The following is a 19,596-nucleotide window of genomic DNA, read 5'->3' as shown; positions in this document are numbered from 1 at the left end:
ATGAGCCACGGCGACATTGCCTATTTCGGGATACGCCATCACGGGCCGGGTTCCGCCGACAGCCTGCTGCAGGCACTGCAGGATTTGAACCCGGTCGCCGTGCTGATCGAGGGGCCGATCGACGCCTCTGAGCTTCTGCCCATGCTGGCCCGCCCCGAAATGCAGCCGCCGGTGGCGCTCCTTTGCTATCCGGAAGACGATCCGGCTTCGACAAGCTTCTGGCCTTTTGCCGAGTTCTCGCCCGAATACCAGGCGGCGCTTTGGGCTGTGGGCAATAAGGCGACGTTGCAGTTTATCGACCTGCCATCGTCGGCACGGTTCACCACTGCTGCGATCGGTGGCGCGGAGGACACCGATGCGACCGAAGCTACCCAAGCCCCCGAGGATGGTGACGCGGCTCCGATTCCGCGTGATCCGATTGCCATGCTGGCGCACGCCGCCGGTTATGAGGACGGCGAAAGCTGGTGGTCGGACATCATTGAACAGAACCCGGAACCCGGCCCGATATTTGCGGCCATCGCCGATGCGATGACGACACTGCGGAATGGTGAGGGTCCGATCGCGCAGTTCGAAGCCAAGCGCGAGGCGCATATGCGGCTCGAAATCGCCAAGGCGCGTAAGCAGTTCGAGGGGCCGATCGCCGTCGTCTGCGGAGCATGGCATGTGCCGGCGCTGCAAGCCACCCACACTCAGAAAAACGATCAGGTCCTGATCAAGGGAATTGCCCGGCGCAAGAGCACAATGACATGGGCACCGTGGACCGGACCGCGCCTGGCGCTGGGATACGGCTATGGCGCGGGCGTCGTCGCGCCCGGCTGGTGCAAGCATCTTTGGCGCACGCGCGGTCGGCGCGATGCGGCAACCCTGTGGCTTGCCATGATCGCGGCGCTGCTGCGGGCGAAGGGCCATCTGGTCTCGACCGCTTCGCTGATCGAAGCGGAGCGGCTCGCCCGCGCGCTCGCCGCCATTCGCGAACGGCCGAAGCCCGGGTTCGAGGAATTGCGCGACGCCGCGATCGCGACCCTGTTCAATGGCGAAGCGTTGCTGTGGGGGCTGGTCGAGGCCGAGTTGCTTCTGGGTGCGGACGTCGGTGAAATTCCGCCCGACACGCCGCTGGCGCCATTGATCGAGGATCTGCAGCGCAACCAGAAGGCGGCGCGGCTGAAGCCCGAGGCGCTGGAGCGCGAACTGTCCGTCGACCTGCGCAGCGAAAGCGGGCTGTTTCGCTCGACATTGCTGCATCGGCTGAGCGTGCTTGGTGTGCATTGGGGCAGACTGACCGATGCCGGTCGCAGCCGTGGCACCTTCCGCGAGCGGTGGACCCTGGCGTGGGAACCGGAATATGCCGTTCGTCTGGTCGAGAACCTGATCTACGGGCCGACCATCGAAAAGGCTGCCAATGCCCGCCTGATCCAGATGATCGAAACGGCGGCGACGCTCGATACGCTTGCGGCATTGGTGCAGAACGCGATCACGGCAAGCCTGTCGGAAGCATCGACTGCCGGCCTTGCGGCGTTGGAGGCGCGAGCGGCGCGCAGCAGCGAATGCCTGGAGATCCTGGCGTCTGTGCCGCCCCTCGCCGACATCATCCGTTACGGCGAGGCCCGCAAAACGGAGACGAACCGGCTGTCCGGTCTCATGGAGCGGCTGATCGTCGAAGGTGCGATCGCGCTTCCGTATGCTGTACGCGATCTGGATGAGCAAGCCGCCGCGACGCTGGTCGGTGCGATGCGCAAGGCCGATGAGGCGATCAGACTGGTCGAGCCCGGGCAAGACGTGCTGGACGGATGGCGTAACGGACTGGCTGCCGTGCTGGAGGGATCGCGGTCGACGGCGCTGCCGGCAGGATGCGCCGCGCACCTGCTCTACGAAGCTGGCCGGCTTTCCGCCGAGGACGCTGCCGGACTGCTCGAGCGACGCTTGTCACCGGGGACTCCTGTCATTGAAGCGGCCGGGTTCTTCGAAGGCTTCTTCAGCACTGCCGGTCAGCGGCTGATCTATGACGAAGGTCTGCGCGGCGCGGTTGATGCGTGGCTGAAGTCCCTCGACGAGGACGCTTTCATCGCGCATCTACCGCTGCTGCGCCGCGTCTTCTCCAATCTGGACAGCATGGAGCGCCGGCGGTTGATTGAAGCGGTGCTCGGCCGCGCCGCTCGGCTGCCGGCCGGCCTGATACCGGCGCCCGATGGCGGCGAGGCCTGGCGTCGGCACCTGGAGCGGCTTGGACCCTTGCTCAAGAGCGGGACATAACGATGGACGACGAGGCAGAGGCGACCCAAACCGGCGCACCATCGCCCGATGGCGGAAGAGAGCGCCGCTGGCGTCTGGCGATCGGCGCCGACGATGAGACATCTGCGGCACTTTCCAGCGACGACAAACGGCTTTCGGCGGCTCTTGACGCGTTATACGGCGACGGCGCCAATGCCGCTGCCGACCCGCGCAAACGGCGCGGCGGGCTAGGCCGTTCGGCGCCGCGCGTTGCGCAATGGATGGGCGACATCCGCTCTTTCTTTCCCGCGCAGGTCGTCCAGATCGTCCAGAAAGATGCCTTCGAACGGCTGAACCTGAAGCAGATGCTGATGGAGCCGGAGTTCCTGAAGGCGATCGAGGCGGACGTCAATCTGGTCGCCGACCTGGTTTCGCTCCGCTCGGTGATGCCTGCCAAGACCAAGGACATCGCCCGCGCGATCATCGCCGATATCGTGGCCAAGCTGATGCAGAGGCTGGAGCAGAAGACAGTCGAGGCAATCCGAGGCGCGCTCGACCGGTCGAGGCGCACCAACCGCCCGCGTTCGCGCGATATCGACTGGCAGCGCACCATCTCGGCGAACCTTCGCCACTACCAACCCGAACACAAGACCATCGTGCCGGAGAAGCTGGTTGGTTTCATACGCAAGCAGCGACGGCTGGTCGATCTCGACGAGGTGGTTCTGTGCGTCGACCAGTCCGGCTCGATGGCAAGTTCGGTGATCTATGCCTCGATCTTCGCAGCGGTCATGGCCTCGCTGCCGGTTGTGCGCACCAAGCTCGTCTGTTTCGATACCGCAATCGTCGACCTGACCGAAGAACTCAGCGATCCTGTTGAAGTGCTGTTCGGCGTGCAACTCGGCGGCGGCACCGACATCAACCAGGCAGTCGCCTATTGCGCCGACCGTATCGAGCGGCCCACCAAGTCGCATCTGGTGCTGATCACCGACCTCTTTGAAGGCGGCAATGGCCAGGAACTGCTGCGGCGGCTGGCGGCGCTGGTTCGATCCGGCGTCAATGTCGTCGTGCTTCTGGCGCTGACCGATCAGGGACGGCCCGGCTATGATCCAGCGATGGCAGGTTCGGTCGCGGCACTTGGCATTCCGGTCTTCGCCTGCACGCCGGATCTGTTTCCGGACATGATGGCGGCGGCACTGCGGCGGGAGGATATCGGCGCCTGGGCGGCGGGAGCCGACATCAAGCTCATTCGCGCCGAGGCTGAGGCGCCTGGGATGCATGAGTGAGCGTTTGCCTCGGTCCAGAATACCGGGCCGCCCGCAGGCAAGCGCTTGCGGTCAAAGGTTTGACAAATAGCCGGCCGCGCCTATGGTCGACCGGTTACAGGAGCGACGCATGGCGAAGGCAACCGGCTGTATTCTTGGCGGGTTTTCCCCATATTTGCTGAACAGTAGAAATCAGCCACGGCCGCTTTCACAGCCCTCGCCCTTCCCTCTCCCGGCCGCGTCGATGCGCCCGGGCCGTTCATGTCCTTGAGCCACATGTCGCAGAAAATTGCCGAGCTTCTGTCGCGGCTGGAAAAGCGGCTGGACAGGTCAGCGATTGTCTCGGCTGAGGAGGCCGGACCACGCTACCGGGAAGATCCCGACGGCAAGGACGGCGCGCCGCCAGCGATCGTCTTGCGTCCACGCACGACCGGCGAGCTGTCGGACATTCTGCGCCTGTGCAACGAGGCCGGGCAGAGGCTCGTCATCCAGGGTGGCCGCACCGGTCTTGCGGGCGCGGCGCGCATCCAGCCCGGCGAGGCGGTGCTGTCGCTGGAGCGCATGACGGCGGTCGCGGCGCCCGACCGCGAGGCGGCGACGATCGTCGCCGAGGCCGGCGCGCCGCTGCAAATGGTGCAGGACGCGGCCGATGCGGCCGGCTTGCTTTTCGGCGTCGACATCGGCGCGCGCGGCACGGCCACCGTCGGCGGCAATGTCGCCACCAATGCCGGCGGTATCCGCGTGCTGCGCTACGGCATGTACCGGGCGCAGGTGCTTGGGCTGGAGGCGGTGCTTGCCGACGGCAGTGTGCTCACGTCGCTCAAGGGCTTGCCAAAGGACAATTCCGGCTATGACCTCAACCAGCTCTTCATCGGCAGCGAAGGCACGCTCGGCGTGGTCACGCGCGCCTGCCTGCGGCTGCATCCCAAACCTGCTACCGAGGTCAATGCCTTCTGCGCAGTTCCATCGCTCGATGCGGCGATTGCGCTGCTTGCGCAGCTTCGGCAGAAGCTTGGGCCGTTGCTCTCGGCCTATGATGTGAATTTCGCACCGCTCTATGGCGCCATGATCGCCGGCATGGAGGCGCCGGCGCCGCTGCCCGTCGGCTCGCCCGTCTATGTGCTGGCCGAGATACAGGGCAGCGAGTCGGACCGCGACGGCGACCGCTTTGCCGCGGCGCTGATGCAGGCGGTCGAGGACGACGTGATCGACGACGTCGTCGTCTCGCAATCGCCGCGCGAATTCCGGGCGCTCTGGGCGGTGCGCGAGGAGGCCAACCGTTTTCTGTTTTCGATAGCAGGCCTGATTAGCGTCGATGTCAGCATCCCGCTGGCGAAAATGGCGACTTTCCTGCGCGAGACGGAAGCCGCTATCAAAGCCGTCGACCCGAGCGCCGACATCTACGTCTTCGGCCATCTCGGCGACGGCAACCTGCATTACCAGGTCCGCACCGTGGATCCGGCGGCCGCATACGGGATCATCTACCGGGGTGTGGCCGCGGCTGGCGGCGGCGTCTCGGCCGAGCATGGCATCGGCCTCGACAAGAAGGAATGGCTGCATCTCGTGCGCAGCGACGCCGAGATCGCGGCCATGCGCCGCCTGAAAGCAGCCTTCGACCCGAACAATATCCTCAATGCCGGGCGCATCTTCGACCTCGCACCGGGCTGAAATCGAAGGCACGTAGCGCTGGCCGGGCGCTGTCTCTATCTGGTCGCGCCCTTCAATTCCGCATGCGCAACTGCGATGCGGGCAGCAAGCGCGGCGTTGTTGCGGACAAGCGCTATGTTGGCCTTCAGGCTGCGGCCTTGTGAAAGCTCGTTGATGCGGGCGAGCAGAAACGGCGTCAGTTCCTTGCGCCCGATGCCGCGCTTCTCGGCCTCAGCCACGGCCGCTGCGATCGTGCCGTCGATGAACGCCGGATCGAGCGCGTCCGCTTCGGGAATAGGGTTGGCGACGAGAATGCCGGTGCCGGATTCCATCTCGTCATGCAGCAGCATGGCTCGCGCGACCTCGTCGGGGGTATCGAGGCGATGGTCTGCCTTGAGCCCGCTGGAGCGGGTGTAGAAAGCCGGAAAATCATCGCTCCCATAGGCGATCACCGGCACGCGCTGAGTTTCCAGATATTCCAGCGTCTTCGCAATATCGAGTATCGACTTAACCCCGGCGCAGACGACGGTCGTGCCGGTCTGGCCAAGTTCGGTCAGGTCAGCGGAGATATCGAAAGTGGCTTCGGCGCCGCGATGCACGCCACCGACGCCGCCGGTCGCAAAAATACCGATCCCGGCTAAAGCGGCAATCCGCATCGTCGCCGAGACGGTGGTTCCGGCCGAGCCGCCGCGCACCATGATTGCGGCGAGATCGCGCCCGGAAGCCTTGACCACGCCCTTTGCCGCTGCCAGCTCTTCCAGTTCCCGATCGTCGAGGCCAACCTTGATCTTGCCGGCGACCACTGCGATCGTGGCGGGCACGGCGCCGTCTTCACGCACGACGGTCTCGACACCACGAGCGGTTTCCAGATTGGCCGGATATGGCATGCCGTGGGTGATAATCGTCGATTCCAGTGCCACCACCGCGCGGCCTTTATCAAGCGCAGCAGCGACTTCATCGTTCAAATGGACAAGGGAAGGTTTCATATCATCTCGCTTTCAGGCAGGAAGGCGGTACATGCCGGCGGCAAGGAAGCGCGGCGACAGATCGGGGTGGACGCTGGATTCGCTCTCGGTGGTCAGTGTGGCAAGCAGCGCGCCGGTGCGCACGGCATGAGCGACCGGCTCACCCGAAAGCACCTTGTACAGGGTGCCGGCGATCATCGCGTCACCGGCGCCGGTGATGTCGACGGCCTGCGCCGGGACGGAGCGCATGGCCGTCACACCGCTCTCGGTCGCAACGGCAAATCCATGCGCGCCTGCGGTCACGATCACTTCGGCGGCGCCGGCCGCGCGCAGCCCTGCTGCTGCTCCCTCCGGCGTCAGCCGCTTGTCGGCATCCGTCACGCCGAGCATCGTATTGGCCTCGTCATGGTTGGTGAACAGAAGATCGATGCCGGTCAGGTCCTTTGACAGGCGCGCCGACTTCGGCGACGATACCGTGTCGACTGCGAGCTTGAAGCGCGCACCGTGCTTGCGCGAGATCAGCGCTGCGATGGTCGCGGCCGGCAGATTGCAGTCGATGAAGACCCATGTCGCCGAAGCCAGGTGCGGCCAGAAACGGTCGAGATAGGACGGCAAAAACAGATCGAATATCTCCATGTCGGCGATGCCGAGCACGAGATCGTTGTTGCGGTCGAGGATGGCCGCGTATTCGGCCGTCGGCCGCTCCGTGGTGGTGATGACCTGGCTGACATCGGCGCCGAAATCACGCAAATGCCGCACCAGCGCGCGGCCGGTTTCATCCTCGCCGACGATCGAGACGAAGCTTATGTCGACACCGAGGCGGGCAAGGTTTTCGGCGACGTTGCGGGCAACCCCGCCGAAGCTGCGATGGCCTTCGACCGGGTTCGATGTCTCGAAGATCAGATCCTTCCTGGCGTGGTATTTGCGGTCGAGCACCGCGCCGCCGATGCAGACCATACGTTTGGACGCCGGCAAGACATAGCCGCGGCCGAGAATGTAGCCCTTGTTGATGAGTTGCACGATGTGGGCGGCGACCGTCGAGCGGGCAATGCCGAGCGCGGTTGCAATATCCTGCTGGCCGGAGAACGGATTCGCCGCAATGAGGTCGAGAACCGCTTGTTCTTGTGCTCCAAGGTCGTCCATCGTCTCACCTGGCCCGCCAAATTCGAGGCTGAACTCGATGTATGAAACAACAGATGATCTTGTCAACATTGGTTTGCCATGGCGGCGTTTGACCAATCGGCGCTCCCGCGGCTCTGCCAGCCGGAGAGCGTGTGAGCGCATTGAAGAAAGCTATTCGGAGGACGAAACCTGCTCTTGTCGACGTGCAGCATCAGGGAGGAACAGAGGCCTTAACGCCATGCCGAAGACAGCTAAGCCTTCAGCACCGAGACGGCCAATTCGCTGTTGTGGACATATTCATTGGCGTCAGGCTGCTTCTGCACAAGCAGGATGAACAGCAGGTCGGTTAGCGTCAGTTGTGCATCACGCGCGGTTATCGATGAAGAGCGCGCGCGCTCTTCATCGGCGATCGTGTGGAGGCGAATGTCGGCAACCCGGCTCAGCGGATTGTCGCGAAGCCCGGTGACGGCGATAACGGTGGTGCCGCGTTTATGTGCGAGTTCAGCTATCCGCAGGGTTTCGATGCTCGCCCCGGAATAGGAGAGCGCGAATAACGCGTCGCCTCGTCCAAGCGTCGAGACATTGGCCATTTGCACATGGCTGTCGCTGTCGTGCAGCACGTTGCGGCCGAGCTTCATCAGCTTGTATGAGAAATCGCGCGCCACCAGAGAGGATGCGCCGACGCCTGCCAAATGAATGCGGCGCGCACCGTTCAATGCTTCGAGGGCCTTGCCGATTTCATGCTCGGTGTTGGCCGCGACCGTCTGTTGCATCGACAAAAGCTTGCTGCCGATCAGCTTGCGCAGGATGACCAGATAGCTGTCGCCGACCTCGATCGAACCGTGGATCATGCCGGCCGGCACGTGCCATTCCTGCGACTTGGCCTCGCTGACGGCGAGCTTGAGCTCCTGATAGCTGGAATAGCCGAGCTTCTGGCTGAACTTGACGACGCTCGACTGGCTGCGGCCGATCTCAGCGGCAAGCGCCGCCGTCGACAGGCGCAGCATCTGGTCGGGATTATCGACGATATACCGACCGATCTCGCGGTCGCCGGGCGCCATGATTTCGAGCTTGGCCTCGATTTTCTTCAGGATGGACATGCGTTCACCTGTTGCCAGTCACGGACAATGCCAAACCAAGGAATAAATTATTCCGTCTCTGATTGACAGCCAAGAATGATCCATCAAATCTCTACCGGTGCGGTTGCGGCCCAGCCTTCGGGCAAGCCGACGATTCGGCCACGAAAGATCGTAGACACGCCGACAGCTCGGGATTAGGTCAGAGCCATGGACAAATTGCGGATCGTCGGCGGGCATAGGCTTGAGGGCGCGGTGACGATCTCCGGCGCCAAGAACGCGGCCTTGCCGCAAATAGCGGCGGCGTTGCTCAGCCCTTATCCGCTGCAACTGACCAACCTGCCTGCGGTGACCGACGTCGACAACATGCTTGGCGTCGTCGGCCTTCATGGGGCCGAAGTCACCAGATCGGCGCATGCCGCCACAATCGATACCAGTGCTGCCGTCTCCAAGGAGACAACCTACGATACCGTCAGGCGTATGCGCGCGACAGTGCTGGTGCTCGGCCCGCTGCTTGCCCGCTTCGGCCACGCCAGGGTTTCGCTGCCCGGCGGCTGCGCGATCGGCGCACGGCCGGTCGACATGCATGTCGCCGCACTTGCCGCACTTGGCGCCGACATTGCGATCGAAAACGGGCTGATCGTCGCGTCCGCGCCGGGCGGACTGAAAGGCGCGCGTATCGTTTTGAGCTCACCATCGGTCGGCGCGACCGAAACGGCGATGATGGCAGCGACGACTGCAAAGGGCGAAACCGAGATCCTCAATGCGGCGCGCGAACCGGAGGTGGCCGACCTTGCCGCCTGCTTGAACGCCATGGGCGCGCGGATCGAGGGCGCCGGCACGCACCGTATCCTGATCGCGGGCAGCACAGGCTGGCGCGCCGCCACGCACGACATCATCCCGGACCGGATAGAGGCCGGCACCTATGCCGTCGCGGCGGCTATCACCGGCGGTCAGCTCGAGCTGACCCACGCGCGGCTCGAGCACATGGCATCCGTCGTCCAGCTGCTCGAAACAGCCGGTGTGAAAATCTGGCCGGGCGACCGCGGGCTGATCGTATCGAGAGACGGGCCGCTCAAAGCCGTCGATGTGACGACGGAGCCCTATCCGGGCTTTCCGACCGATCTCCAAGCGCAGTTCATGGCGTTGATGTGCTGTGCCGAGGGCGCTTCGCTATTGCGTGAGACGATCTTCGAGAACCGCTTCATGCATGTGCCTGAACTGATGCGGCTCGGCGCCAACATCAAGCTGCAAGGCACCATGACGCTGGTGCGCGGAGGCGAGAAGCTGAAGGGCGCGCAAGTGATGGCCACCGACCTGCGCGCCTCCGTCTCGCTGGTGCTGGCAGCGCTGGTGTCCCAGGGTGAGACGACGATCAACCGCGTCTATCATCTCGATCGCGGCTATGAGCAGCTGGACCGCAAGCTCCGGCTTTGCGGCGCCCAGATCGAGCGGATAAGTGGATGAGTGCCGGCGCGGCGTCTTCGCATTATTTCCTGGGCGTCGATGGCGGCGGAACCGGCTGTCGGGCGCGTATCGAAGACGAGGCGGGAACCGTGCTCGGGCAAGGTCTCTCAGGTCCGGCGACAACGCGGCTCGGTATAGAGGCGGCCTGGGCCTCCGTTGCCAAAGCCTTTGGTGCTGCGATCAGAGAGGCAGGGTTCACGGCGACGAAAATCGCCAGGATCCGTGCCGGCGTCGGTCTTGCCGGCATCGGCCGCAAGGGGTCGCTTGAGGCGTTTCGTGCGATCTCCCATCCCTTTGCAAGTCTCGACTTCGTCAGCGACGGCGTCGCGGCTTGCCTGGGCGCGCATTCGGGCCAGGACGGCGCCATCGTCATAGCCGGGACCGGTTCGATCGGGCTCGGCTTTGTCGAAGGGCGCGACCTGCGTGTCGGCGGCTACGGTTTTCCGATTTCCGACGAGGGCAGCGGCGCCGATCTAGGTTTGGAAGCGGTACAGTTCGCCTTGCGCGCCCATGACGGCCGGCACGAGCGGACCGCGCTGCTGGCCGAGGTGATGCAGCGCTTCAAGGACGACCCGTTCGAGGCGGTGGCCTGGATGGACCGCGCCAGTGCGACGGACTATGCCGCCATGGCGCCGATGGTGATCCGCCATGCCGACCAGGGCGATCCGGCCGGTCGGCGGATCGTGCAAGGCGCTGCCGAGCAGATCGACACATTCGTGCGGGTGCTGTTCGAAAAAGGCGCGCCGCGGGTTACGTTGCTCGGAGGGTTGTCCAGCCCGCTTGAGCCATGGCTCGCTCCCGACGTCCGCCGACGGCTGAAGCCGGCCGACGGCGATGCGGTTTCGGGAGCCATAATCCTGGCCAGAAAGTCGCTTTGCGGCGAGTAACGCGCTACTCAAAGAGGAATATTTTATTCCTACAATCCGTTGACACCGGGAATACCGAATTCTAAAAAGTTAACTAAGCAGAAACAAGACAGCCGGTCGCCTGCCGCGGGTACTGGACGTCGCCCGGCACGGCATCGCGTTCCCGCTCACGGCAGACTGAGAGTAAGCAAGTGGTCGAACTCGGGTTGATGTCGGAGTTGGAGCGGCTGGTTTCCGAGGACCGCAACCCGAGAACCATCGACATCGACCTGTTGCCGACCATCGAGGTGCTGCGCAAGATCAATGACGAAGATAAAGGCGTTGCGGCCGCCGTCGAGAAGGTCATTCCTGAGATTGCTGCTGCCGTGGACCGGATCGTGAGCGCGTTCCAGAAGGGTGCGCGCCTTGTCTATGTGGGCGCTGGCACCAGCGGCCGGCTCGGCGTCCTCGACGCCTCGGAATGTCCGCCGACCTTCGGCGTACCCGAGGACATGGTGGTGGGCCTGATCGCCGGCGGCGACGACGCGCTGGTGCGCTCCGCGGAAGGCGCCGAGGATGACCCGAAACAGGGTGTAAAGGCATTGCAGGACATCAAGCTGACCGCCGACGATGTGGTGGTCGGCATCGCTGTCAGCGGGCGCACACCTTATGTCATCGGTGGCCTGACCTATGCCAAGCAGGTGGGAGCGACCACCGTGGCGCTGTCCTGCAATCCGCGATCGACCATTGCCGGCATAGCCGACATTGCCATCTCTCCGGTGGTCGGCCCGGAGGTTCTCACCGGCTCGACCCGACTGAAATCGGGAACCGCGCAAAAGCTGGTGCTCAACATGCTGTCTACCGCCAGCATGATCCGCATCGGCAAGAGCTATCAGAACCTGATGGTTGACCTCAATCCAAGCAACAAGAAGCTTGTCGCCAGGGCGGTCAGGATCGTGATGCAGACGACCGGCTGCGCGGCACAGCAGGCACGACAGGCACTCGACCAGACCGGCAATGATGTAAAACTGGCAATCCTGGTGACGATCACCGGCATGGGTGTCGAAGAAGCACGTAAGGCGCTTGCCAACGCGGGAGGTTTCCTGCGCAAGGCGATAGGCGAAAAGACGGTGTAAGACCGCATGGATACTGGGCCGATGTTCCGGGGCGTGTGTCCCTTTGAAGCGGTCCGAGGAACTGCAAGGCATCTGGTTTAACAATAATGGGAGACGACAATGGTACGGCACATTGGCAAGAAACTGCTTTCCGGCATGACGCTCGCGGCAATGGTTGGCATCGCCGCGCTACCGGTGCAGGCGAGTGCGGCGACGCTGCATATGGCGTGGTCGCAGGACGCCACCGGTCTTGATCCGCACAAGCAGACGGCATTCTCCTCACTGCGGCTGCTGGAGCTGATCTACGAACCGCTGGTGCGGCTCGACGCAAACCTGCAAATCACACCCGCGATTGCCGATTCATGGCAGTTCTCGCCGGACGGCAAGGAGCTGAGCTTCAAGCTTAATCCGAAAGCAAAATTCCAGAACGGCGCCGCCGTGACCTCGGCCGACGTCAAGGCATCGTTCGAGCGCATACTTGACGAGAAGACGGGTGCTGCGGCGCGCGCCAACTTTCTCTCGATCGCCAGCATCGACACGCCCGATCCCGCCACCGTCGTGTTCCACCTCTCGCAGCCGGACGTGCCGATCCTGACGGCGATGAGCGACGTCAATGCGGCGATCGTCCCGGCAAGCGAAATCGCGGCCGGCTCGATCGGCACGACAACGATCGGCTCGGGTCCGTTCAAGCTCGAAAAATGGGATCCGAATTCCAAGGAAGTGCTTGTCGCCAACAAGGACTGGGCAGGCGGCGCGACCGGCGTCGACGGCATCGATATCAGCGTGCTGCCGGACGAGACGGCGATACTGGCGGCGATGCGTACCAAGCAGATCGATTTTGCCCTGCTCAACGATCCGCTTGTCGCCACGCTGGTGCCCAAGGAAGCCAGCCTGCAGTTGAACCGCGTGCCGGTGCTTGCCTATCACGTGCTGCAGCTCAATCCCTCCCGCAAGCCGATGACCGAACTCAAGGTGCGTCAGGCGATTTCCTGCGCCATCGACCGGCAGGAAGTGCTGGACACCGCCTCGCTCGGCGAAGGCAAGGTCACCGGCCCGCTGACCATCCCGGCACTGGCGACCGATCCGAAGCAGTTGTTCTGCTATAAGCGCGACATTGAGAAGGCCAAGCAGTTGATGGCCGAAGCCGGCTATGCCGACGGCTTTTCGGCGACCGTGATTGGCGCCACCGGCGAGCCGCCGACGGCAGCGGCGGAAGCCCAGGTCATCCAGTCGCAACTCGCAGAAATCGGAGTCAAGCTCGACATCAAGATGATGGAGCTCAACGTCTATGTCGACGCCTGGCTGAAGGGCGATTTCGACATGGCCGTCGCGCTGAACGGCGGCAGGGCCGATCCCTACACTATGTACAACCGCTACTGGACCAAGACGGGCAATCTGCAGAAGGTGGCGAACTATATCGACGACACGCTGGACAGTCTTATGCAGAAGGGCCGCACCGAGACCGACCCGGCAGCGCGCAAAGCGATCTTCGCCGACTTCGAGAAGCACATCACTGAGATGTCGCCCTGGATCTGGCTCTACACGTCCTACAGCTACACGGCACAGCAGAAGAATATCGCAGGATTCGAACCGGTGCCGACAGGCTCGCTGTTCAGCCTCGCCAAGGTGACGATCCAGTAGCTGCTTTGATGCCGGACGAGAGGATATTCTTCGCGTGAACTATCTGATGCGGCGACTGGCGACCTTCCCTCTCGTCCTGCTTGGCGTGTCCATCGTGGTGTTCCTGGCGATCCGGATGGTTCCGGGCGATTCGATCACGGCAATGCTGGGGACCGAAGCCGGCCTGCTGACGCCGCAGCAGCGCGATGCGCTTGCAGCTTATTTCGGCATCGACCAGCCCTGGTTCATCCAGTACTGGCGCTGGCTGCTTGGTCTTTTCCAAGGCAATCTCGGCATTTCGTCCACCTATGGCAGGCCGGTGCTCGACGTCATCCTCGAGCGTTTCCCGCTAACGTTGGAACTCGCCCTGCTGTCGATGGTCATCGCCCTGGTTGTCGGCATGCCGGCGGGGATCTTTGCCGCCACCCATAACGAAAAGCTGTCCGACCTCGGCGTGCGCGTTGTCGCAATGATCGGGCAGTCGACGCCGAACTTCGTCCTTGCCCTGCTGATCATCTACACGCTGTCGGCGGGGTTTGGCGTTTTGCCGGCGATGGGCGAGTTTTCGCCGCTGTGGCAGGATCCGCTGCGCAATCTCGGCCAGCTGTTGCTGCCTGCGGTCACGCTTGGATTTGCCTTCGCGGCTTCGGTGACCCGCATATCGCGTTCGGCGATGCTCGATGTGCTCAGCGACGACTATGTCAGGACGGCGCGCAGCAAGGGCGTTTCGGCGCGCGGCGTCATCTGGCGGCATGCCTTGCCCAACGCGCTCATCCCGGTCGTGACGCTGAGCGGCATAGAGTTCGGCTACCTCCTGGGCGGAGCTGTCATCGTCGAGCAGATCTATGCGCTGCCCGGCCTCGGCCGCATGGTGCTGGATGCCATCCTGCAGCGCGACTACGCGCTGGTGCAGGGAAGCGTGCTGTTCATCGCCTTCAACTTCATGATCGTCAATCTCCTCGTCGACCTCGCCTATGTCGCGCTCGACCCGCGTATCCGGCTAAGCGAGCACTGATGGCGACATTGCGGGCTATATTTGCGCATCCCAGCGGCCGCATCGGCGGTGCGATCGTTGCGCTTTATCTGCTGCTTGCCGTGCTTGGCATGCTGGGGCTGACGCCGCACAATCCGCTGACGCAGCACCGGGTCGAGCGACTGCATGCGCCTGATAGCACCTACTGGATGGGCACGGACCTATTCGGCCGCGATGTCGCAAGCCGGCTGATGACCGGGATCGGCCAGTCCTTCATCGTGGCCTTCTTTTCGGTCGCCTTCGCGACACTGGCCGGCACCGTGCTCGGGCTGGCGGCAGCCTGGTTCGGGCGCCGCTGGGACGGCCTGGTGATGCGCATCATGGACGTTGTGCTGGCGTTCCCGGCGATCCTGCTGGCGCTGCTGATCGTCGCGGTTGCTGGACCGGGAACCTCGACCAGCGTCATTGCCATTGCCATCGTCTACACGCCGATCTTCACGCGCGTCGTGCGAGGTCCGGCTCTGTCGCTCAAGGCGCGCGAGTTCGTCGACGCGGCCCGCACGTTCGGCAGCAGTGCGGGCTATATCGTAACACGCCATCTGCTGCTCAATCTGGTGGCGCCACTGACGGTTCAGGTGACGCTGGCGCTGGCCTGGGCACTGCTGACCGAGGCCGGCTTAAGCTTCCTCGGGCTCGGCACGCAGCCGCCCGCCGCCTCGCTCGGCCTGATGCTGAGCGACAGCCGCAATCTGATGGAGACAGCTCCCTGGCTGATGATCTTCCCGGGCGTGGCGATCATGATCAGCATCCTCGGCTTCAACCTGCTCGGCGATGCGTTGCGTGATGTCCTCGATCCGAAGATGCGGAGATCGCTCGCATGATCCCGCTGCTGTCCGTCAGCGGATTGCGCGTCGGCTTCGGCCGCAACCCGAAAGCCAATGAGGTCGTGCGCGGCGTCAGCTTCGATCTCGCCGACGGCGAGACATTGGCAATCGTCGGCGAAAGCGGCTCGGGCAAATCGGTCACGGCGCTGTCGATCAATCGCCTTGTCGATTATGGCGGCGGCCGCATCACCGCAGGCTCGATCACGCTGAAGCGGGTCGACAACAGCATTTTCGACCTGACCGCCGCGGACGAGCCGCAACTGACGAAGATCCGCGGCGGTGAAATCGGCATGATCTTCCAGGAGCCGATGAGCTCGCTCAATCCGGTGCTGACCATCGGCAGGCAGATCGAGGAATCGTTTCGCCTGCATCGCGGCCTGACCGGCCGGCAAGCGACGGCGGCGGCCAAGGACGCGCTCGACCGCGTGCGTATTCCCGACGCTGCACGGCGACTGAAATATACGCCCAACCAGCTTTCGGGCGGCATGTTGCAGCGGGTGATGATCGCCATGGCGCTCGCTTGCAACCCGCGCCTGCTCATTGCCGACGAACCAACGACGGCGCTGGATGTTACGGTGCAGGCGCAGATCATGGCGCTGCTCGCCGAGTTGAAGCAGGAAACCGGGATGTCGATGATCTTCATCACCCACGACATCGGTCTGGTTGCAGGCATCGCTGACAAGGTCATGGTGATGCAAAGCGGGGAAGCTGTCGAGCAGGGCGCGCTGAACCAGATATTGGACGATCCGCAGCATCCCTATACGCGGCATCTGCTTCATGCGGTGCCGCATTTCGCCGGCGGCAGTGCCGTACGCAAGGACGTGCAATGCGAAACGCAAAAAGCTGCCGAGCCGGCGCTGATGGTCGATGGCCTCGTGGTGCGGTTTCCAGTCAAGGCTGGGTTTTTCAGCCGCGCCAGCGGTACCGTGCACGCGGTGGACGGTGTGGATTTCGAGCTAATGCCGGGCGAGACATTGGCGGTCGTCGGCGAGAGCGGTTCCGGAAAGTCCACCACCGCCCGCGCGATTCTGGGGCTGGTGCGCCCGACACGCGGCACAATCTCGGCCAGCACGCGCAAGGCCGTCGCCGGGCAGAGCGCCCTTCCCGTGCAGATGGTGTTCCAGAATCCCTATGGCTCGCTCAATCCCAGACTCACCATCGAAAGCATCCTCGCAGAGCCGGTGATCGCTAGCGGCGGACGGATAACTGCTGAAACGCGGGCGAAAATGGCCGCGCTGCTGAAACGCGTCGGCCTTCCGGAAAACAGCCTGCAGCGCTATCCGCACGAATTCTCCGGCGGCCAGCGGCAACGCCTGTGCATCGCTCGCGCGCTGATGCTCAATCCTTCGGTTGTCGTCCTCGACGAAGCGGTTTCGGCGCTCGATGTGTCGGTGCAGGCCAGGGTGCTGGAGCTTTTGGTCGAGCTGCAGCGTGAATTCGGGCTGGCCTACCTGTTCGTCTCGCATGACATGGCTGTCGTCGAGCGGATCGCCCATCGCATTGCGGTCATCTATGCCGGCCAGATCGTCGAGATCGGCGATGCCAGATCGGTGCTCTCGCAGCCGAAGCACTCTTATACCAAACAGCTTATCGCGGCCGTTCCCACCATAGACCGGCGGCATGAACGTTTCGAGCTGGACACGCGCCAGGTTCCCTCGCTCGTGCGCCCGCTGGGATTTGAGCCGGGCCCGGCCAATTGGCAGCAATTCGGGCCGGACCATAGGGCACGGGTGGAAGCGTGATGATTGTCGCTCGAAAGCATGCAGAGTCAGACGGACAGCCCCCTCGCTGCTTTTCAGACGGAGGCCGCATTTGATCGAGCATGATCTCTTCGACCGTGCATTCGCCCCGCTCGAAACGGCCGTGGCTGCGTCGCGCATTCCTGGCGGCGTGCTCGGCATGGTCGACTGGGACGGTCAACGCATCGTCCGGGCAGTCGGCTCAGCCCAAGTCGTGCCGAAGATACGGCCGATGCATATCGAAACATGGTTCGATCTGGCGTCGCTGACCAAAGTCATCTTCACCACGCCGCGTATCCTTGCACTGGCGGAAGAAGGCGTCATCGACCTCGACGCGCCGCTGATTTCGGTCCTGCCCGACCTTCGCCAATATGACGAAAAAGCCTGGGAACGGAAGGTGACGTTTCGCCAGTGTCTCGGTCATCAGACGCCGTTTCCCGCCGTTGCTCCAATCTACACCTATGGCCGCGATCCCGAGCTGTTGCGCGCCTTTGTCCTGCAGCGCGAGTGGCAGGTCGGGGAGCCGGTCTATTCCGATATCAATTTCATTCTGCTCGGCTTCGTCCTGGAGCGCCTGTCCGGCAAGACCATTCGCTACATGGATCCCGGTCCGGGCTTCGCGTTCTCCACCGAACCGGATCGCGCGGCGGCCACAGAAGACTGCACATGGCGCCATCGTGTTCTCTGCGGCGAGGTCCACGACGACAATTGCTCGGCATTGCAAGGGGCCGGTCACGCCGGGCTGTTCGGAACGGCGGCCGCGATCCTCGATTTTGCGCTAGGGCTGCTGGACGGGAGCGGCGCATCCGAGCGTTCAATAGCGCTGATGCGCACGCCCTTGTCGGCAACCCGCACCCATGGCTGGGAGCGGCCTTACGAAGGCTGGTCCGGCGGCCGGCTGTGCAGCCCCGGCACAATTGGCCATACCGGCTTCACCGGCACCGGGCTTTGGGTCGACTTCGACAAAGGCAGAGCATGGACCTTGCTCACCAACCGGATCCATCCGACACGTCATTTCAACAGCGGGATCGCAGCGCTAAGGCAATCGATCGGCGATCTCGTCAACGGAGCCTGACAAGTCATGATTGCTAAAAATGGCGCACCAATGTGGGCTGTCGGCCTGATGACCGGCACCGTGCTGGACGGTAATATCGACGTCGCGCTGATCAAGACCGACGGCGAACGGATCGCGGATTTCGGCACCTACACGCTGGCGCCTTACCCCAGGTCGATCCGCAGCCTGTTGGAGGAGACGTTGCGCCAGGCCAGGATCTGGAATTTCACCGGACCGGAACCGGCGATTTTTCGTGAGGCAGAGGAGGCACTGACGCGCGCCCAATCCGCCGCGGTCAGGGATCTTGTCGAAAGTCACGGCCTGACCATGGCCGATATCGGCGTCGTCGGCTTCCATGGCCAGACCGTGCTGCACCGTGCCCCGCAAGTGGGCCGGCTGGGCCAGACCCGCCAGCTCGGCGACGGCGAGCTGATGCATGCGATCCTTGGCACCAGGGTCGCCTATGACTTCCGCTCGGCCGACATGCGCGCCGGCGGCCAAGGTGCGCCGCTCTCTGCCGCCTATCACGCCGCGCTGCTGCGCGACGCTGATGCCAGTGGAGACACGGCAGTGCTCAATCTCGGTGGCGTCGCCAACATCACCTGGTGGGACGGCAAGGACAATGTCGTCGCCTTCGATACCGGACCGGCCAACGCGCCGCTGAACGACTTCATCAAGTCGAAGGGGCTTGGCGAAATGGACCGCGACGGCGCGTTGGCCCGCGCCGGGACGGTCGACGAGACGCGGCTGGCCAAGCTCCTGCAGCACCCTTACTTGACCAAACCCTACCCGAAATCGCTGGACCGTTTCGATTTCGGCGCCTCGATGGCGGACGGAATGAACGCCGCGGATGGGGCAGCCCTGCTGACGGCCTTCACCGCGGCCGCCGTCGCCAAAGCGCTCGATCTTCTGCCGCACCGGCCGAAGCGGCTGGTGGTCAGCGGCGGCGGTCGCCACAATCCAACGATCATGGCCATGCTTGCCAGCCGCGCCGGCGTCGAAGCGGTTCCGGCCGAGGCGCTGGGCTGGAAGGGCGATGCGGTGGAGGCGGAGTGCTTTGCCTTCCTGGCAGTGCGCGTGCTTAGGGGCTTGCCGATCAGCTTCCCCAGCACGACCGGCGTGCCGCAGCCGATGCGCGGAGGGCGGCTCGCCGGCTAATCGTGTTTCAGGTTCTTCTGTAAGAAGATGCGGCTGCGGCCAATGGGAAAGTCGGCGAGCGCACCGAACGGCCGGTAGCCGTGGCGCTCATAGGCCTTGGCCGCCTTGGGATTGAACGTGTCGATCCAGGCGCCGTGACAGTCGCGCGCGATCGCCTCCCTCTCGGCCGCCTCGAGCATCCTGCCGGCCATGCCGTGGCCGCGCAGTTTTTCATCGACCCAGAGCCATTGCACATAGAGCCAGCCCCAGGCGGTGTATCCCGAGATGCCGGCGACAATTACGCCGTGCTCATCGCGCACGAACACGGCCATTGCCTTCCTGCGGGAGGCGCCGACATCACTGTCGTTGAACGCAGCAAGCCGCTCTCCGAGAAAAGCCAGCTCGTGCGGCAAGGGATCGGCGGTTGTCTCAAGCGTTGTATTGTCCATCCACCAAGCATCTATCGATGGACGGGGCCGAGA

At 63.7% G+C, this 19,596-nt stretch carries 16 protein-coding genes; 12 read left to right on the top strand and 4 right to left on the bottom strand.

The genetic code is table 11. The annotated features are described in order from the left end of the window. The 3 genes from NKI63_RS20295 to NKI63_RS20285 all read left to right on the top strand — a co-directional run bounded on the left by NKI63_RS20295 (nt 1) and on the right by NKI63_RS20285 (nt 5,138). A complete protein-coding gene (locus NKI63_RS20295; RefSeq protein ID WP_352738487.1) occupies nt 1–2,250 on the top strand; it encodes a DUF5682 family protein in 2,250 nt (749 codons plus the stop codon). Between the two features lie 2 nt (nt 2,251–2,252). After that, the gene (locus NKI63_RS20290) at nt 2,253–3,491 is read left to right on the top strand and encodes a VWA domain-containing protein (protein WP_352738484.1); all 1,239 of its coding nucleotides are present in this window, start codon (nt 2,253–2,255) and stop codon (nt 3,489–3,491) included. A gap of 255 nt (nt 3,492–3,746) precedes the next feature. Beyond that, nucleotides 3,747–5,138, top strand: a complete 1,392-nt coding sequence (locus NKI63_RS20285) for an FAD-binding oxidoreductase (RefSeq protein WP_352777147.1) — start codon at nt 3,747–3,749, stop codon at nt 5,136–5,138. Between the two features lie 35 nt (nt 5,139–5,173). Here the strand turns inward: NKI63_RS20285 and NKI63_RS20280 are convergent, their stop codons facing one another. The 3 genes from NKI63_RS20280 to NKI63_RS20270 all read right to left on the bottom strand — a co-directional run bounded on the left by NKI63_RS20280 (nt 5,174) and on the right by NKI63_RS20270 (nt 8,304). Further along, a complete protein-coding gene (locus NKI63_RS20280; RefSeq protein WP_352737222.1) occupies nt 5,174–6,103 on the bottom strand; it encodes a pseudouridine-5'-phosphate glycosidase in 930 nt (309 codons plus the stop codon). A 12-nt stretch (nt 6,104–6,115) separates the two neighbouring features. After that, nucleotides 6,116–7,225 carry a carbohydrate kinase gene (locus NKI63_RS20275; protein ID WP_352737223.1) on the bottom strand — a complete coding sequence of 370 codons (1,110 nt, stop codon included), beginning with the start codon at nt 7,223–7,225 and terminating at the stop codon, nt 6,116–6,118. Between the two features lie 230 nt (nt 7,226–7,455). Next, nucleotides 7,456–8,304, bottom strand: a complete 849-nt coding sequence (locus NKI63_RS20270) for a MurR/RpiR family transcriptional regulator (RefSeq protein ID WP_352505355.1) — start codon at nt 8,302–8,304, stop codon at nt 7,456–7,458. Between the two features lie 186 nt (nt 8,305–8,490). On the opposite strand from NKI63_RS20270, the gene murA reads away from it, so the two are divergent. The 9 genes from murA (at nt 8,491) to NKI63_RS20225 (ending at nt 19,135) form a co-directional block, all read left to right on the top strand. Then, the gene (gene murA, locus NKI63_RS20265; RefSeq protein WP_352737225.1) at nt 8,491–9,747 is read left to right on the top strand and encodes a UDP-N-acetylglucosamine 1-carboxyvinyltransferase; all 1,257 of its coding nucleotides are present in this window, start codon (nt 8,491–8,493) and stop codon (nt 9,745–9,747) included. Beyond that, nucleotides 9,744–10,634 (top strand): glucosamine kinase nucleotide-binding domain-containing protein, encoded by an 891-nt coding sequence (locus tag NKI63_RS20260; protein WP_352737226.1) that lies wholly within the window; start codon nt 9,744–9,746, stop codon nt 10,632–10,634. The genes murA and NKI63_RS20260 overlap by 4 nt, the downstream gene beginning before the upstream one ends. 188 nt (nt 10,635–10,822) lie before the next feature. Continuing rightward, on the top strand, nt 10,823–11,728 hold the full coding sequence (murQ, locus tag NKI63_RS20255; protein ID WP_502900490.1) for an N-acetylmuramic acid 6-phosphate etherase: 906 nt from the start codon (nt 10,823–10,825) through the stop codon (nt 11,726–11,728). Between the two features lie 99 nt (nt 11,729–11,827). Next, the gene (locus NKI63_RS20250) at nt 11,828–13,348 is read left to right on the top strand and encodes an ABC transporter substrate-binding protein (RefSeq protein WP_352701825.1); all 1,521 of its coding nucleotides are present in this window, start codon (nt 11,828–11,830) and stop codon (nt 13,346–13,348) included. Nucleotides 13,349–13,382: 34 nt separating this feature from the next. Continuing rightward, on the top strand, nt 13,383–14,342 hold the full coding sequence (locus NKI63_RS20245) for an ABC transporter permease (RefSeq protein WP_352701828.1): 960 nt from the start codon (nt 13,383–13,385) through the stop codon (nt 14,340–14,342). Further along, nucleotides 14,342–15,181, top strand: coding sequence for an ABC transporter permease (locus tag NKI63_RS20240; protein ID WP_352701830.1), 840 nt, complete (start codon nt 14,342–14,344; stop codon nt 15,179–15,181). Before NKI63_RS20245 ends, NKI63_RS20240 begins: the two co-directional genes overlap by 1 nt. Then, a complete protein-coding gene (locus tag NKI63_RS20235) occupies nt 15,178–16,926 on the top strand; it encodes an ABC transporter ATP-binding protein (RefSeq protein WP_352823073.1) in 1,749 nt (582 codons plus the stop codon). Before NKI63_RS20240 ends, NKI63_RS20235 begins: the two co-directional genes overlap by 4 nt. A gap of 70 nt (nt 16,927–16,996) precedes the next feature. Next, the gene (locus NKI63_RS20230; RefSeq protein ID WP_352505362.1) at nt 16,997–17,998 is read left to right on the top strand and encodes a serine hydrolase domain-containing protein; all 1,002 of its coding nucleotides are present in this window, start codon (nt 16,997–16,999) and stop codon (nt 17,996–17,998) included. Between the two features lie 6 nt (nt 17,999–18,004). Then, nucleotides 18,005–19,135, top strand: a complete 1,131-nt coding sequence (locus tag NKI63_RS20225) for an anhydro-N-acetylmuramic acid kinase (protein WP_352505363.1) — start codon at nt 18,005–18,007, stop codon at nt 19,133–19,135. Here NKI63_RS20225 and NKI63_RS20220 read toward each other — a convergent pair. After that, nucleotides 19,132–19,563 (bottom strand): GNAT family N-acetyltransferase, encoded by a 432-nt coding sequence (locus NKI63_RS20220; RefSeq protein ID WP_352505364.1) that lies wholly within the window; start codon nt 19,561–19,563, stop codon nt 19,132–19,134. The genes NKI63_RS20225 and NKI63_RS20220 overlap by 4 nt on opposite strands. Nucleotides 19,564–19,596 lie beyond the last annotated feature (33 nt).

This window comes from Mesorhizobium sp. M0410 (assembly GCF_040321435.1).
Lineage (GTDB): Bacteria > Pseudomonadota > Alphaproteobacteria > Rhizobiales > Rhizobiaceae > Mesorhizobium.
This window is presented reverse-complemented; position numbering and strand designations above follow the sequence as displayed.